The sequence below is a fragment of the Mesorhizobium sp. M1365 genome, assembly GCF_040317865.1.
Taxonomy (GTDB): Bacteria; Pseudomonadota; Alphaproteobacteria; order Rhizobiales; family Rhizobiaceae; genus Mesorhizobium.
The window spans coordinates 272,151-286,672 of record NZ_JAMYLG010000001.1 but is presented as its reverse complement, the minus strand read 5'-3'; the positions used below and the strand labels follow the sequence as shown (position 1 = coordinate 286,672).

12 protein-coding genes are annotated in these 14,522 nt (G+C 63.3%); 4 read left to right on the top strand and 8 right to left on the bottom strand.

Going from position 1 to position 14,522, the window contains the following annotated elements:
* Nucleotides 1-202: 202 nt before the first annotated feature.
* A complete protein-coding gene (locus NKH04_RS01310) occupies nucleotides 203-1,087 on the top strand; it encodes a phosphotransferase (protein ID WP_352995569.1) in 885 nt (294 codons plus the stop codon).
* Complete coding sequence (locus NKH04_RS01305) at nucleotides 1,084-3,537, top strand: GcvT family protein (RefSeq protein ID WP_353012108.1); 2,454 nt, start codon at nucleotides 1,084-1,086, stop codon at nucleotides 3,535-3,537. Before NKH04_RS01310 ends, NKH04_RS01305 begins: the two co-directional genes overlap by 4 nt.
* Before the next feature lie 18 nt (nucleotides 3,538-3,555).
* Here NKH04_RS01305 and NKH04_RS01300 read toward each other — a convergent pair whose 3' ends face one another.
* On the bottom strand, nucleotides 3,556-4,188 hold the full coding sequence (locus tag NKH04_RS01300) for a class I SAM-dependent DNA methyltransferase (RefSeq protein ID WP_353012105.1): 633 nt from the start codon (nucleotides 4,186-4,188) through the stop codon (nucleotides 3,556-3,558).
* 103 nt (nucleotides 4,189-4,291) lie between these two features.
* On the opposite strand from NKH04_RS01300, the gene NKH04_RS01295 reads away from it, so the two are divergent.
* Nucleotides 4,292-5,194: a phosphotransferase gene (locus NKH04_RS01295; protein WP_353012102.1), complete on the top strand. Its 903-nt coding sequence runs from the start codon at nucleotides 4,292-4,294 to the stop codon at nucleotides 5,192-5,194.
* Here NKH04_RS01295 and NKH04_RS01290 read toward each other — a convergent pair.
* The 3 genes from NKH04_RS01290 to ilvD form a co-directional block, all read right to left on the bottom strand.
* A complete protein-coding gene (locus NKH04_RS01290) occupies nucleotides 5,191-6,111 on the bottom strand; it encodes a DMT family transporter (protein ID WP_352614566.1) in 921 nt (306 codons plus the stop codon). The genes NKH04_RS01295 and NKH04_RS01290 overlap by 4 nt on opposite strands.
* A 219-nt stretch (nucleotides 6,112-6,330) precedes the next feature.
* Nucleotides 6,331-7,605, bottom strand: coding sequence for an amidohydrolase family protein (locus NKH04_RS01285; RefSeq protein ID WP_353043958.1), 1,275 nt, complete (start codon nucleotides 7,603-7,605; stop codon nucleotides 6,331-6,333).
* Nucleotides 7,606-7,836: 231 nt separating this feature from the next.
* A complete protein-coding gene (ilvD, locus tag NKH04_RS01280) occupies nucleotides 7,837-9,681 on the bottom strand; it encodes a dihydroxy-acid dehydratase (protein ID WP_352767211.1) in 1,845 nt (614 codons plus the stop codon).
* A gap of 290 nt (nucleotides 9,682-9,971) precedes the next feature.
* Between ilvD and NKH04_RS01275 the strand changes: the two genes are divergently transcribed.
* Nucleotides 9,972-10,445, top strand: coding sequence for a VOC family protein (locus tag NKH04_RS01275; RefSeq protein WP_352540429.1), 474 nt, complete (start codon nucleotides 9,972-9,974; stop codon nucleotides 10,443-10,445).
* Nucleotides 10,446-10,616: 171 nt separating this feature from the next.
* Here the strand turns inward: NKH04_RS01275 and NKH04_RS01270 are convergent, their stop codons facing one another.
* The 4 genes from NKH04_RS01270 to NKH04_RS01255 all read right to left on the bottom strand — a co-directional run bounded on the left by NKH04_RS01270 (nucleotide 10,617) and on the right by NKH04_RS01255 (nucleotide 14,444).
* A complete protein-coding gene (locus tag NKH04_RS01270) occupies nucleotides 10,617-12,215 on the bottom strand; it encodes a peptide chain release factor 3 (RefSeq protein ID WP_502893745.1) in 1,599 nt (532 codons plus the stop codon).
* Nucleotides 12,216-12,298: 83 nt separating this feature from the next.
* Nucleotides 12,299-12,661 (bottom strand): hypothetical protein, encoded by a 363-nt coding sequence (locus NKH04_RS01265; RefSeq protein ID WP_352540430.1) that lies wholly within the window; start codon nucleotides 12,659-12,661, stop codon nucleotides 12,299-12,301.
* Nucleotides 12,662-12,921: 260 nt separating this feature from the next.
* On the bottom strand, nucleotides 12,922-13,848 hold the full coding sequence (locus NKH04_RS01260) for a haloalkane dehalogenase (protein ID WP_353043957.1): 927 nt from the start codon (nucleotides 13,846-13,848) through the stop codon (nucleotides 12,922-12,924).
* On the bottom strand, nucleotides 13,845-14,444 hold the full coding sequence (locus NKH04_RS01255; RefSeq protein ID WP_353043956.1) for a TetR/AcrR family transcriptional regulator: 600 nt from the start codon (nucleotides 14,442-14,444) through the stop codon (nucleotides 13,845-13,847). Before NKH04_RS01255 ends, NKH04_RS01260 begins: the two co-directional genes overlap by 4 nt.
* Between the last annotated feature and the right edge of the window lie 78 nt (nucleotides 14,445-14,522).

Here is a 14,522-nt window from a genome sequence, read left to right as displayed (position 1 = left end):
AGGGTGCCGAAATTCAGGATCCGCGGGGGCGGATGCCGGCGTCGAAGAACCCGGCACAAAGGGGCTCGTCGGTGCGGTGCGGGATACCGATCCCGAGATCTGCACCGACGAGATCTTCGCGTTGCCTCCATTCCTCCGTCCGATTGTCATCGCTGGCCAGCCGTGACATGCGTGGAAAATTGACCCAATGTTGGACGAGATCGTGACTGTCGAAGACCGCATCCGTGCGCTGCCTTGCTGGACCGGCAGCATCGACATCGCGCCGCTGCCGGGCGGGCTGAGCAATGCCAATTATCTGGTCAAGGACGCGGCCGGGCGGCACGTCGTGCGGCTCGGCCAGGACTATCCGTTCCACCATGTCTTTCGCGAGCGCGAGATGATGACGGCGCGGGCAGCGCACGCGGCAGGCTTCGCTCCGGCCGTCCACTACACTGGACCCGGCGTCATGGTGACGGAGTATCTCGGCGCCAAGGCCTATGTCGCGCAGGACGTGCGCGCCGATCTCGGCCGCGTTGCCGCATTGCTGCGCGGTTTCCACCGGGAGATGCCCGGTCATGTCTCCGGCGCCGGCTTCATGTTCTGGGTATTCCATGTCATTCGCGACTATGCGCGCACGCTGGAGGAAGGCCGCAGCCGCAAGCTGGGCGACCTGCCGCGCCTGCTGACGCTGGCGAACGAGCTCGAGCGCGCGCAAAAGCTGCTGCCGATCGTATTCGGCCATAATGACCTCTTGCCGGCTAACATAATCGACGACGGTCACAGGCTGTGGCTCATCGATTTCGAATATGCAGGCTTCAACACCGCGATGTTCGACCTTGCCGGCGCAGCGTCGAATGCAGGCATGAGCGACGAGGAGTCCTTCGCCTTCCTGACCGCCTATTTCATGAAGGAGCCGGACCCGGCGATACGGCGCTCGCACGCCGCCATGCAATGCGCGTCGCTGCTGCGTGAGGCGATGTGGGGCATGGTTTCCGAGCTTTACCTCGACGCGCCCGGTGTCGACTACGCCGCCTACGCCGACGAAAACCTGGCGCGGCTCGAAGCCGCCCTGGAAAACTACAGGACAAAATACGGGACGCGGACATGACCTTGCCCGCCCAGGCCGGGATCGTCGTCATCGGCGGTGGCATCATCGGCTGTTCGACGGCCTATCATCTGGCGCGCGACCACAAGGCCGAAATCGTGCTGCTCGAACAGGGCAAACTGACCTCGGGTTCGACCTGGCATGCTGCCGGGCTGGTCGGCCAGCTACGCTCGTCGGCGTCGATCACGCGCGTGCTCAAATATTCGGTCGATCTCTACAAGGGGCTGGAAGCCGAAACCGGCCTCGCCACCGGTTGGAAGATGACTGGCTGCCTGCGCCTCGCCACCAATGGCGACCGCTGGGTCGAGTATAAGCGGCTGGCAACGACGGCTAAGAGCTTCGGCATGGACATGCATCTGCTGTCGCCGGCCGAGGTCAAGGAAATGTGGCCGCTGCTGGAAACCGGCGACCTCGTCGGCGCGTCCTGGCTGCCGACCGACGGTCAGGCAAGCCCTTCCGACATCACCCAGTCGCTGGCCAAGGGTGCGCGCATGCATGGCGCAAAATTGTTCGAGGAGGTGCGAGTCACCGGCTTCGAAATGAGAGACGGCCGCATCACCGCGGTAAAGACCAGCAAAGGCGATATCGCCTGCGACAAGGTGGTGAACTGCGCCGGGCAATGGGCGCGGCAGGTGGGTGCGCTGGCCGGGATAAACGTGCCGCTGCAGCCGGTGAAGCACCAGTACATCATCACCGAAAAGATTGATGGCCTGCCGACCGACGCGCCGACAATTCGCGACCCCGATCGCCGCACCTATTTCAAGGAGGAGGTCGGCGGGTTGGTGATGGGCGGCTACGAGCCGAACCCGCAGGCGTGGACGACCGGTCTGCCGGGCGGCGATGTGCCGGACGATTGGGAGTTCCGGCTGTTCGACGATGATTACGATCATTTCGAGCAGCATATGAGCCAGGCGATCGAGCGTGTCCCGGCGCTCGCCAATGCCGGCGTCAAGCAGATGATCAACGGGCCGGAGAGCTTTACGCCGGATGGCAATTTCATCCTCGGTGTGGCGCCGGAATGCGCCAATATGTTCGTCGGCGCCGGCTTCAATGCCTTTGGCATCGCGTCCGGCGGCGGCGCCGGCTGGGTGCTGGCGCAATGGGTCGTCGACGGCGAGGCGCCGCTCGATCTGTGGGTGGTCGACATCCGCCGCTTCTCCGATCTCCACCGCGACCGGCAATGGGTCCGCGACCGCACGCTGGAAGCCTATGGCAAGCACTACACGATCGGCTTCCCGCATGAGGAATATGTCAGCGGCCGACCGCGCATCGTCTCGCCTTTGTACGAGCGGCTGCAAAAACATCGCGCCGTGTTCGGCTCGAAACTTGGCTGGGAGCGGCCGAACTGGTTCGCGCCGGAAGGCATCGAGCCGAAGGACGTCTATTCGATGGGCCGGCAGAACTGGTTCCCGGCGGTTGGCGACGAGCACCGCCACGTGCGCGAAAAGATCGGTATTTTCGACCAGTCGTCTTTCGCCAAATACGAAATGACCGGAGCCGACGCGCTGAAGGCGCTGGACTGGATCTGCGCCAACGACGTCGCCAAGCCGGTCGGCCGGCTGACCTACACGCAGCTTCTCAACACGCGCGGCGGCATCGAGGCCGATTTGACCGTGGCGAGGCTCGGTGAGGAAAAATTCTACATCGTCACCGGCACCGGTTTCCGCACGCATGATTTCTCCTGGATTGCCGATCATATCGGCAGGGAGTTCGACGTGACGCTGACCGACGTCACGGAGGATTTCGGCACATTATCGCTGATGGGGCCGCGCGCCCGTGACGTGCTGTCAGCGGTGACCGATGCCGACGTCTCGAATGCCGCCTTTCCATTCGGCCATGTTCGCGAGATCGCCATTGCCGGTCACGCCGTCCGGGCACTGCGCGTCACCTATGTCGGCGAACTCGGCTGGGAACTGCATGCGCCGATCGCGGCGACGGGCGAGGTTTTCGACGCGCTGATGACGGCGGGCGCTGTCCACGACATTCGCCCGGTCGGCTATCGGGCGCTGGAATCGCTGCGGCTGGAAAAGGGCTACCGCGCCTGGGGCGCCGACATTACACCCAACGACACGCCGCAGGAGGCCGGCCTCGGCTGGGCGGTGAAGCTCAGGAAGAACACCGATTTCCTCGGCCGGCGGGCGCTTGAAAAGCTCGATGGCTCGACGCTCAGCAAACGCTTTGCCGGCTTCACCGTCGATGATCCGGACGTCGTGCTGCTCGGGCGCGAGACCATCCTGCGCAACGGCGAGGCGGTCGGTTATCTCACCAGCGGCGGCTATGGCTACACCATCGGCAAGAACATCGGCTACGGCTATGTGCGCAATGCCGATGGCGTCAACGATGATTTCCTCACTTCCGGCAACTACGAGCTGGTGGTGGCAATGGAACGGACACCGGCTAAGATACACCTCGAGCCGCTTTACGATCCGGCAGGAGCAAAGGTGAAGGCATAGAGCCTTCCGGTTTCAGCCTCAGTTCACGATGAGCACCAGCCCCCGGCTCGGCACGGTATCGGCCTCGCCTGGCATCGAAACATAGGGCGGCGTCTCTTCGGCGCGCGTGACGGTGCCTTGCGCCTCGAGCTCGGCGATCCGCGCGGCAAACCCGGCATCCCACAGCGTGTTCTTCACTGTCAGCACGATCACTCCGCCCGGCCGGCAGATGCGGATCAGCTCGTCCAGACCCTCGGCCCCGACATGGCCGGACGTGAAGACGCCGGCTGAGATGATCCCGGCATAGGCGTCGTCCACGAAGGGCAGCGGTCCGCCAAGCGCCAGGCAGTGCAGCGCTGAATAGACGCCCTTGCGCGCGGCTTGCGCCAGCATGCCTTCCGAGATGTCGAGCGCCTCGACCTGCGGATAACCGGTAATGGCAAGCCATTCGCCGATGAGCCCGGTGCCGGCGCCGGCATCGAGCAGAGGAGCGGCGCCGCGCGCCAGATGGCGGGCCAGCAAGGCAAGGCAGATGGTGGGATGGCGATAGCCAGCCGCCGACATGTCGGCGTCATAGGTGCCGGCCCACCTGTCGTAAAGAGCCGCGATGTCTTCCGGCCGCTTCGCCGCATAGGCTGCGGCGAGTGCGCTCTGCTGATTGCTGTCCGTCATCGCTTTCCGTCGCCTGGTATCGATCCGCAACGCGATCATAGCCAAACGGCGAAAACTGTGGAACCGTCGTCGTCCCAATAACACGGGGAAAGGAGCGAAATCCATGGCGGACGACCGGGCGCGCGCCGCACTTGCGGCCATTCCGATGCTGGCCGGCTATGACGGCCCTCTGGAACGGCTCGGCGGTCTCACCAACCTCGTCTTCAGCGGTAAGGATTTCTGCCTGCGTATCCCCGGCAAGGGTACCGAGGAATACATCAACCGCGCCAACGAGGCAGTGGCGGCGCGGGAAGCGGCGAAGGCCGGCGTCAGTCCCCATGTGCTGCATGTCGATGCCGAGACCGGCGTGTTGGTGACCCGCTTCGTTGCCGGTGCCGAGACGATGTCACCGGGAAAGTTCAAGACTCGGCCGGGCAGCCCGGCACGCGCCGGCAAGGCCTTTCGCAGACTGCACACATCCGGCGCGGTGTTCCCCTCCCGCTTCGAGCTGTTTGCGATGATCGACGACTATTTGAAAGTGCTGTCAACCAAGGACGTCGCCCTGCCTGGCGGCTACCACGATGTGGTCCGCGAGGCGGAGGCAGTGCGCTCAGCACTTGCGGCTCAACCTCTGCCGATCGTCGCCTGCCACTGCGACCCGCTCTGCGAAAACTTTCTCGATACGGGCGACAGGATGTGGATCGTCGACTGGGAATATTCCGGCATGAACGATCCGCTCTGGGATCTCGGCGACCTCTCGGTCGAAGGGCAATTCGACGAGGCCCAGGACGAAGAAATGATGCGCGCCTATTTCGGCGGCGAGCCGAGACCGGCGGAGCGCGGCCGCATCGTCATCTACAAGGCGACGTGCGACCTGTTGTGGACGCTCTGGGGCTTGATCCAGCTTGCCAACAAAAATCCGGCCGACGACTTTCGCGCCTATGCCGACGGCCGGTTTGCGCGCTGCAAGGCACTGATGGAGATGCCGGAATTTTCGCGGCATCTCGCGGCAGCGCGCCGGGGTTAATTCACGCCCTTTGGCACGTTTTCGGGCGGTACCGTGTCGACCACCTTCTGGCGGTGGAAGATGAACAGGCCGGCCAGCACGACGATGGCCGAGCCGATCAGAATGCGCGGCCCAGGCACATCGCCGAAGAAGGCGAGGCCGAAGACCACTGCCCACAACAGCAGGCTGTAATGCAGCGGCGCCAAGGTCGAGGCCGGCGCCAGCTTCAACGCCCGGGTGATCATCAGATGCGCGCCGCAGGAGACGATGCCGAGAAGCAGCATGGCGCCGAAATCGAGCGAGGACGGCGTCTTCCAGCTACCGAGGGTCAACGCAGCGCCGACCAGCAGCGTGCCGATGGTTTGCCAGGTGACCAGCGAGGTGTCGCTGGTGCCGCGCAGCCGCCGATTGAGGATGATGGCGAAGGCAAAGGAAATGCTGCCGGCGAGCGCGAACATCGACGACAGCGAGAACGCGGCCGAGGACGGCTTCAGCATGATCAGCACGCCGCAGAAACCGACCAGGATAGCCGCCCAGCGGCGCCAGCCGACCCTTTCGCCGAGCAGGAAGTGCGACAGCGCCGCGACATAGATCGGCCCGGCCATGTAAAAGCTCATCACATCGGCGAGCGGCAGATAGACGACCGCCGCGTAGAACAGCGCCGTGTCGAGCGTCGTCATCACCACGCGCAGCAGCTGCAGCTCCGGCCGCTCCATGCGAAACAGCTTGGCCGGGCCCTGATGTGCAATCATCGGCCCGAGTATGAAAAACGCGCCGATCGAGCGGATCAGCACGACCTGGCCGACGGAAAAACTGGCGACCAGCCACTTGCCCATCGCATCGTTCAACGCAAACAGGAAATCGCCGGCGAGCATCAGCAGGATGCCCGCCAGCAGCACGTTCATGATCGTTGAGTACTGGGCTGCGGGCCGCGCCATGCCGTTACCGGTTCCTCGCCGTGGGGTACGGTGACCCGCGTCGTAGTCGCAAGCTGCGGCCATGACGAGGCGAAAATCGAGAATTCGGTAAGACCAGCGCCGGAAATCGGCTGGACTAATGCATGTCGCGCAAAAGTGTGCAGCGGTTTTGCGATAACGACACGCTTAAAAACAAGACCTTAAAGCGCGTCGCGTGGGTCCGTTCAAACGCGACGCGCTTTAAGCGTGGCGCCGGTTCACCGTGCCCGGCCTTCCGGCGATCGAAAGCCGCGTGTCCTGCCGGCTCCGCTCGGCCACCACCTTGCCTCTGGCGATGACGCAGAGGCGCTCGGGGCGCAGCCGCAGCGCTTCGACCGGATTGCCGGCATCGAGAACGACCAGGCTGGCGCGCTTGCCGACGGCCAGGCCAAGGTGATCGAGGCCCATGATGGCTGCATTGACGTTGGTGACCATGTCGAAGCAGCGCGCCATCTCGGCCGGGCTCGAAATCTGCGCGACATGCAGGCCCATGAAGGCGACGTCGAGCATGTCTGCGGTGCCCAGCGAATACCAGGGGTCGAGCACGCAATCCTGGCCCCAGCCGACGCGGATGCCTTGCGCCAGCATCTCCTTGACCCGCGTCAGTCCGCGGCGCTTGGGAAAGGTGTCGTGGCGGCCCTGCAGCATGATGTTGATCAGCGGATTGGGGATCGCCGAAACGCCGGCCTCGGCAATCAGCGGCAATAGCTTCGAAACGTAGTAATTATCCATCGAATGCATCGATGTCAGGTGCGAGCCGGCCACTCTGCCCTGCAACCCGAGCCGCTGCGTCTCATAGGCAAGCTGCTCGATGTGGCGCGACAGCGGATCGTCGGTCTCGTCGCAATGCAAGTCGACCATCAGGCCGCGCCTGGCCGCCATCTCGCAGAGTTCCGTCACCGAGCGCGTGCCGTCGGCCATTGTCCGCTCGAAATGCGGAATGCCGCCGACGACATCGACGCCCATGTCGAGCGCCCGGATGGTGTTGTCGCGCGCCGTCGGCGAGCGGTAAAACCCGTCCTGCGGGAAGGCGACCAGCTGCAGGTCGATATAGGAGCCAACCGTCTTCTTCACGTCGAGCAGCGCCTCGACCGCCAGTAGGCGGTCGTCGCAAACATCGACATGGGTGCGGATGGCGAGCAGGCCCATCGACACCGCCCAGTCGCAATAGGCGAGCGCACGGTCGCGCACCGCTTCGTAGGTCAAAAGCGGCTTCAACTCGCCCCAAAGCGAGATTCCTTCGAGCAGCGTGCCCGAGACATTGATGCGCGGAATGCCGAGCGAAAGCGTGGCGTCCATATGGAAATGCGGATCGACGAAGGGCGGCGAGACCAGATTGCCATGGGCATCGATCGCCGTGCCGGCGCTGACGTTCAGCTCGGGCTCTATCGCTGCGATCGTTTCGCCGACGATGCCGATATCCGCGATCCTGCCGTCGGGCAGCGTCCCGCCGCGCACCACAAGGTCAAAATCCATCTAGCGCCACCTCGTTCAAAAAAGCCGTTTCTTTCCATGCAGCGTGCTGCCGCAAGGCGGAACCTTCAGGCGCGGCCCTTCCCTTCTTCCCTTGTGGAAGAAGGTGGCCGCGAAGCGGCCAGACGAGGGGTGTTCCAGCTTGGCGCCGGCGGCACTCCGTCCAGCACCCCTCAACCGTCTTGGCGCTGCGCGCCAATCCACCTTCTCCCACAAAGGGAGAAGGAAAAGCCTCTATTCCGGCACGTACCGCACCGCCCCCTTGGCGGCACTTGTCGCCATCGCCGCATAGGCGCGCAAGGCCGTCGTCACCTTGCGCTTGCGCTTTTCTTCGGGCTTCCAGGCAGCCGTTCCCCTGGCCTCCATCGCGGCGCGACGGGCGATGAGTTCGGCGTCGTCGACAGCAAGCCTGATGGTGCGGTTGGGGATATCGATCTCGATCGTGTCGCCTTCCCTGACCAGCCCGATCAGACCGCCTTCCGCGGCTTCCGGCGAGACATGGCCGATCGACAGGCCGGAGGTGCCGCCGGAAAAACGACCGTCGGTGATCAGTGCGCAGGCTTTGCCGAGGCCTTTCGACTTCAAATAGCTGGTCGGGTAGAGCATTTCCTGCATGCCGGGTCCGCCGCGTGGCCCTTCATAGCGAATGACGACGACATCGCCGGCCTTGATCTCGTTCGACAGGATCGCCTTGACGCTGGCGTCCTGACTTTCGAACACTCTTGCCGGACCGGTGAATTTCAGGATCGATTCATCGACGCCCGCCGTCTTCACGATGCAGCCATCGAGTGCCAGATTGCCTTTCAGCACGGCAAGGCCGCCATCCCTGGAGAAAGGATGTTCGGCCGAGCGGATGACGCCCTTCTCGCGGTCGAGATCGAGATCGTCCCAGCGGCGGTCCTGGCTGAACGCGACTTGCGTCGGCACGCCGCCGGGTGCCGCCAGGAAGAAATCGCGGACATTCTGGCTGGTGGTGCGCGAAATATCCCAATGATCGAGCGCTTCGCCGAGGCTTGCGGCGTGCACCGTCGGCAGGTCGCGGTTGATCAGCCCGGCGCTATCCAACTGGCCGAGGATGGCCATGATGCCGCCGGCGCGATGGACATCCTCCATGTGGACGTCAGCCTTGGCCGGAGCCACCTTGCACAGCACCGGCACCCGCCGGGACAGCCGGTCGATGTCCTCCATGGTGAAGTCGACCTCGCCCTCATGTGCTGCGGCGAGGATGTGCAGGACCGTGTTAGTCGAGCCGCCCATGGCGATGTCGAGCGTCATGGCGTTCTCGAAGGCGCCCTTCGAGGCGATGCTGCGTGGCAGCGCGGTGTCATCGTCCTGCTCGTAATAGCGCTGGGCGAGATCGACGATCAGATGACCGGCCTCGACAAACAGCCGCTTGCGGTCGGCATGCGTGGCCAACGTCGAGCCGTTGCCGGGCAGCGAGAGGCCGAGCGCCTCGGTCAGGCAGTTCATCGAATTGGCGGTGAACATGCCGGAGCAGGAGCCACAGGTCGGACAGGCCGAGCGCTCGATGATCCTGACGTCCTCGTCGGACACCTTGTCGTCGGCGGCTGCGACCATAGCGTCGACCAGGTCAAGCGCTTGGGTCTTGCCGGCGAGCACCACCTTGCCGGCCTCCATCGGCCCGCCGGAGACGAAGACGGTCGGGATGTTGAGGCGCAGCGACGCCATCAGCATGCCGGGCGTGATCTTGTCGCAATTCGAGATGCAGACCATCGCGTCGGCGCAGTGCGCGTTGACCATGTATTCGACCGAGTCGGCGATCAATTCGCGCGACGGCAGCGAATAGAGCATGCCGTCATGGCCCATGGCGATGCCGTCATCGACGGCAATGGTGTTGAACTCCTTGGCAACGCCGCCGGCTTTTTCGATCTCGCGGGCAACCAGCTGGCCGAGATCCTTCAAATGGACATGGCCCGGCACGAATTGGGTGAAGGAATTGACCACGGCAATGATCGGCTTGCCGAAATCCGAATCCTTCATGCCGGTAGCGCGCCACAGGCCGCGGGCGCCGGCCATGTTGCGGCCATGGGTGGTGGTGCGGGAACGGTAGGCGGGCATTGAACTGTCCTTGCTGTCTGCGTCGCGCCCAAAGGTGCGGAAAACCGGAATTGAGCCGCAGGCCTTATAGACGGCACACTCTGGTCTGGCCACAATTTTGCGCTGCGCCAGGGTGCGGAACGAGCGGCCAGCCAAAGACGCAGCCGGCCCAGACCGTAAAAAAGTCAGAGGTGCTGTCGGATCGGGTCTCGTTCGAGCGTCCTTGGGCAGACGGCGGAACCGGGCATCAATTGCCAGCCAGCCGTTTTGCGAGTGAAAACAAAGCCAAAACCAGCCCGAGGAGCAAGAGAATGCAAAAGATCACCCCCTGCCTGTGGTTCAACGATCAGGCCGAGGAGGCCATGAACCATTATGTCTCCATCTTCAAGAATTCGAAGGTGCTGAGCGTGATGCGCTGGCCCAAGGGCAGCGGCGATAATGAGGGCAAGGTGCTGATGGTCTCATTCGAGCTCGACGGCGTTCAGTTCCAGGCGCTGAACGGCGGGCCGCAATTCAAGTTCACCGAGGCGGTCTCGCTCTCCATCGACTGCAAGACGCAGGAAGAGGTCGACTATTTCTGGGACAGGCTCATCGCGGGCGGTGGCCAGCCCAGCCAGTGCAGCTGGCTGAAGGACAAATTCGGCCTCTCCTGGCAGGTCGTTCCCGAGCAGCTGCCCAGGCTGCTGCTGGACGCCGACAGGGAAAAGGCCGGCCGCGTGATGCAGGCGATGATGCAGATGAGCAAGATCGACATCGCCAAGATCGAAGAGGCAGCGAAAGGGTGAACGAACGCGATCTTGCCTTCTCCCCCTGTGGGAGAAGGTGGATCGGCGCGAAGCGCCGAGACGGTTGAGGGGTGTGGGACGGAATGAGACGTTGGTGTTTTCTGGAACACCCCTCATCCGTCGCCTTCGGCGACACCTTCTCCCACAAGGGGAGAAGGGAAAACCAACAGCTCAAGCCGCCCTGTCGCGGACCTGATAATCCTTGACCGCGGTGAAGCGGATCGCCTTCCAGCGCTCGGCCTCGTAGTTGAGCGAGAAGGCGTGCTGGGCGAGGAACACCGGATCGTTGTCGAGATCGCGCGCGATGTCGCCGCGATGCGCCTCGATGAAGCGCTGGAGTTCGGCCCTGTCGTCGGCCGATATCCAGCGGCAGACGGAAAAGCGCGACATCTCGAAATCGACCGGCAGTGTGTATTCGAAGTTTAGCCGCTCCTTCAAGACGTCGAGCTGCAGGGCGCCGACGACGCCGACGATGGCTGGCGAGCCGTCCTCCGGCGAGAACAATTGCACGACGCCTTCCTCGGCCATCTGGTGCAGTGCTTCCTTGAGCTTCTTTGCTTTCATGGCATCGCCGAGGCGAACGCGGCGCAGGATTTCAGGCGCGAAATTCGGCACACCGCGAAACAGGATCTCCTCGCCTTCGGTCAGCGTGTCGCCGATGCGCAGCGTGCCGTGGTTGGGGATGCCGACGACATCGCCGGCGAACGCCTCGTCGGCCGTGACGCGGGTGCGGGCGAAGAAGAATTGCGGTGCCGACAGGCTCATCGGTTTTCCCGTGCGCACCAGCTTGGCCTTCATGCCGCGCTCGAGCTTGCCGGAGCAGACGCGGACGAAAGCGATGCGGTCGCGATGGTTGGGGTCCATATTGGCCTGGATCTTGAAGACGAAGGAGGTCATCTTGTCCTCGGTCGCCTCGACCTTGCGGCTGTCGGCCTCCTGCGCGCGCGGCGGCGGCCCGTAGGCGCCGAGCGCCTCGATCAGGTCGCGCACGCCGTAATTGCGCAGCGCCGAACCGAAATAGACCGGCGTCAAATGGCCCTCGCGGAAGGCATCGAGGTCGAGCGGGCGACAGGCCGCGCGCGCCAGTTCCAGCTCCTCGATGAAGGCCTCGCGCTCGTTCTCCGGCAACAGGCCGGCGACGCGGTTGGAATCGGGTCCATTGACCGGCGTGCGCTCCTTTTCGGCGTCGCCCTTGCGCACCGCGTTCAGCGCCAGATGGTAGGTCCCGGAAAAGGTCTTGCCGCGGCCGATCGGCCAGGTGATCGGCGCTGTATCCAGTGCCAGCTTCTGCTCGATCTCGTCGAGGATGTCGAATGGGTCTCGGCTTTCGCGGTCCATTTTGTTGACGAAGGTGATGATCGGGATGTCGCGCAGCCGGCAGACCTCGAACAGTTTCAGCGTGCGCGGCTCGATGCCCTTGGCGGCGTCGATGACCATGACCGCGCTGTCGACCGCCGACAGCGTGCGATAGGTGTCGTCGGCGAAATCCTCGTGGCCGGGCGTGTCGAGCAGGTTGAAGACGGTGTCCTCGTATTCGAAGGTCATCACCGAGGTGACCACCGAAATGCCGCGCTCGCGTTCGATCTTCATCCAGTCCGAGCGGGTCTGGATGCGGTCCTTCTTGGCCTTGACCTCGCCGGCAAGCTGGATGGCGCCGCCGAACAAAAGCAGTTTTTCGGTGAGCGTCGTCTTGCCGGCGTCGGGGTGGGCAATGATCGCGAAAGTGCGGCGGCGCGATACCGCTTGTTCGATGTCTTCAGCCAATTTCATGGAATCCTGTCTGTGGCGCGGGCTTCTAGCAGCGCTTTTCCAGCCTGTCGAACGGAAACACCGCTGATACCCCGGCAGCAGGTTCAGTCTCTGACGATAGCCGCCTGCGTGACCGAGCCAACGTCATCCAGGCGCATAACCAGCCATTCAGAGTCGATCGAAAAAAATCCTCTTTCCGAACCAAGAATATAAACCAGACTCCAGTCCTCGAAATAGTCCGTCTTCGGCGGCTCGCCGAGCATGGCAACAACTTCTGCCCGCGATTTCCCAACCAACGCCCCGGTCAGCACCAAACCGTCAGCGATCCGATGGCGTTTATGCAAAGGATCCAGCCAGTTGTCGTCCTGCCACCAAGATCGAACGAACGGCAGCGGGCCAAAGAAGACGGCATAGACAATGGCGGCTCCGGCTGCAGCAAAAACCAACCCTTTTATCCAGCGGCGCAAATGACCCTCATGTGATTGAGCTGAACGTTTCCAGTGAGGCGATCGTCATCGACCCGCTTCGAGAGCGGTCCCGGCAACGCCCTTGGTAAGTCTGTAGCATGGTGGCAATGAGGGCAAGAAGTCCTGGGCGTTTGAAGGTACACGGCCGTGAGCAAGAACATCATCGTCATTGGATCCGGCATCATTGGCGCCTCCATCGCTTGGCACCGGCAGAGCTAAGCTGTCGACCTCTCCGGCTGCCGCCGGTTCACGTCCCGACGTCAGGCCGATTCGGTCGCTCGGCTCTCGAAGGCCACCTCCGGAATCCACTCGGCAATTGTGGCGCCGATCCTGTCGGCATGGTCCTCCTGTAGATAATGCGCGCCGGGTCCGAGATCGATCAACCGGCAGTTCTTCAGGCCGGCCGCGAATTCCCGTGCCGCATGCGGCGAGACGAGGGCCCCCGGATCGCCTGAGAAAAGCAGCTTCGGGTAGGAGGAGAGCCGGAGCGCCCGATGGTCGTGCTCGCTGATGGCAGCGACATCGGCGGGCTGGCCTTCAATCGGCAGGTCGCGCGGCAGCCGCAGGATCGGCTTGCGCGATTGGGGCGTCGGGAACGGTGCCCGGTAGGAGGCCATTTCCTCATCGCTCATCGTGCGCAGCACCGCAGCCGGAAGCACCTTTTCGACGAAGACGTTGTCTTCCAGGACAAGCTTCTCACCGACGCCAGGCGTGCGCATTGCCTTGAACAATTCGCGCGCCTGCGGACGCTGGTGAAAATCGTCCCAACTCTCGAAGGGGCGGATGAATTCCATGAAGGCGAGGCCGAGGATCCGCTGCGGCCGCCGGGCCGCGAGATGGAAGGCGAGCGCGGTGCCCCAGTCCTGCGCGACGACCACCACGTCAGTGATGCCAAGCGTCTCGATGAAGGCGTCGAGATAGCGGACGTGGTCGAAGAAGCGATAGTCGATGTCCGGCTTGCCGGATTGGCCATAGCCGATCAGGTCGGGCGCAATGCAGCGGCCGAACGGCGCCACATGCGGGATGATGTCGCGCCAGATGTAGGACGACGTCGGGTTGCCGTGCAGGAATAGCACCGTCGGACCGGCAGTACCTGCCTCGACATAGGAGATGGTGGAATCGAGTACCGCGACTTGCGAGCGCGGCACCATTGTGCGGGATTGCTGCTTTTCGAGTTTCGGGTTCATCGGATCAGCTCCTTTTTTACGAAGACTGTTTTGAAGACGATGTTCTTGAAACGCTCGAGCGGTTCGGGACTGCGCTCCACCTTCATGCGCAGCATCGCGCCTTGCCAGGAACTCAACAGGAAATCGGCGAGGTCCTCGGCATCGAACGCGTCGGTGATGTCGCCAGCCGCCTGGCCTTCGGCAATGCATTCGGCAAAGGGCTTACGCCAGCGTTCGAAGATGGCGACGAGTTGCAGCCTCAGCGCCTCACTGTGAGCCGCCGTCTCGAGGCTGAGATTGCCGATCATGCAGCCCCTTGCCCAATCATGCGCCTCCAGCTTCGACGTGACGATTTCCAGATAGCGGCGCAAGCGCGCGACCGGGGGCGTGCCGTCCCGAGCAAGGGCCTGCTCCGCCAAACCGCTCACATAGGCGAAATAGCGGTCCAGCACCTCGCCGGTGAACGCCTCCTTGGAGGCAAAATGATTGGTGAAGGACCCCGGACGGGCATCGGCCGCGGCGACGATGTCGCGTACGCCGGCGGCCGAATAGCCGGAGCTCCAGATGGTTTTGAAACCGGCGTCGAGAAGTTTTTCGCGAAGTGAATGTCTAGCCATGCCAGTAAAATACGTACGTACGTATTAAAGTCAAGAGGCACATTTGATATGGCTCGCTCTTGGCAGAACCCACGGGCA

Excerpts from the sequence above, each read along its gene's own strand:
- NKH04_RS01305 (WP_353012108.1), top strand. The coding sequence starts at position 1,084 with ATGACCTTGCCCGCCCAGGCCGGGATCGTCGTCATCGGCGGTGGCATC.
- NKH04_RS01300 (WP_353012105.1), bottom strand. The coding sequence starts at position 4,188 with ATGACGGACAGCAATCAGCAGAGCGCACTCGCCGCAGCCTATGCGGCG.
- NKH04_RS01295 (WP_353012102.1), top strand. The coding sequence starts at position 4,292 with ATGGCGGACGACCGGGCGCGCGCCGCACTTGCGGCCATTCCGATGCTG.
- NKH04_RS01290 (WP_352614566.1), bottom strand. The coding sequence starts at position 6,111 with ATGGCGCGGCCCGCAGCCCAGTACTCAACGATCATGAACGTGCTGCTG.
- NKH04_RS01285 (WP_353043958.1), bottom strand. The coding sequence starts at position 7,605 with ATGGATTTTGACCTTGTGGTGCGCGGCGGGACGCTGCCCGACGGCAGG.
- ilvD (WP_352767211.1), bottom strand. The coding sequence starts at position 9,681 with ATGCCCGCCTACCGTTCCCGCACCACCACCCATGGCCGCAACATGGCC.
- NKH04_RS01275 (WP_352540429.1), top strand. The coding sequence starts at position 9,972 with ATGCAAAAGATCACCCCCTGCCTGTGGTTCAACGATCAGGCCGAGGAG.
- NKH04_RS01270 (WP_502893745.1), bottom strand. The coding sequence starts at position 12,215 with ATGAAATTGGCTGAAGACATCGAACAAGCGGTATCGCGCCGCCGCACT.
- NKH04_RS01260 (WP_353043957.1), bottom strand. The coding sequence starts at position 13,848 with ATGAACCCGAAACTCGAAAAGCAGCAATCCCGCACAATGGTGCCGCGC.
- NKH04_RS01255 (WP_353043956.1), bottom strand. The coding sequence starts at position 14,444 with ATGGCTAGACATTCACTTCGCGAAAAACTTCTCGACGCCGGTTTCAAA.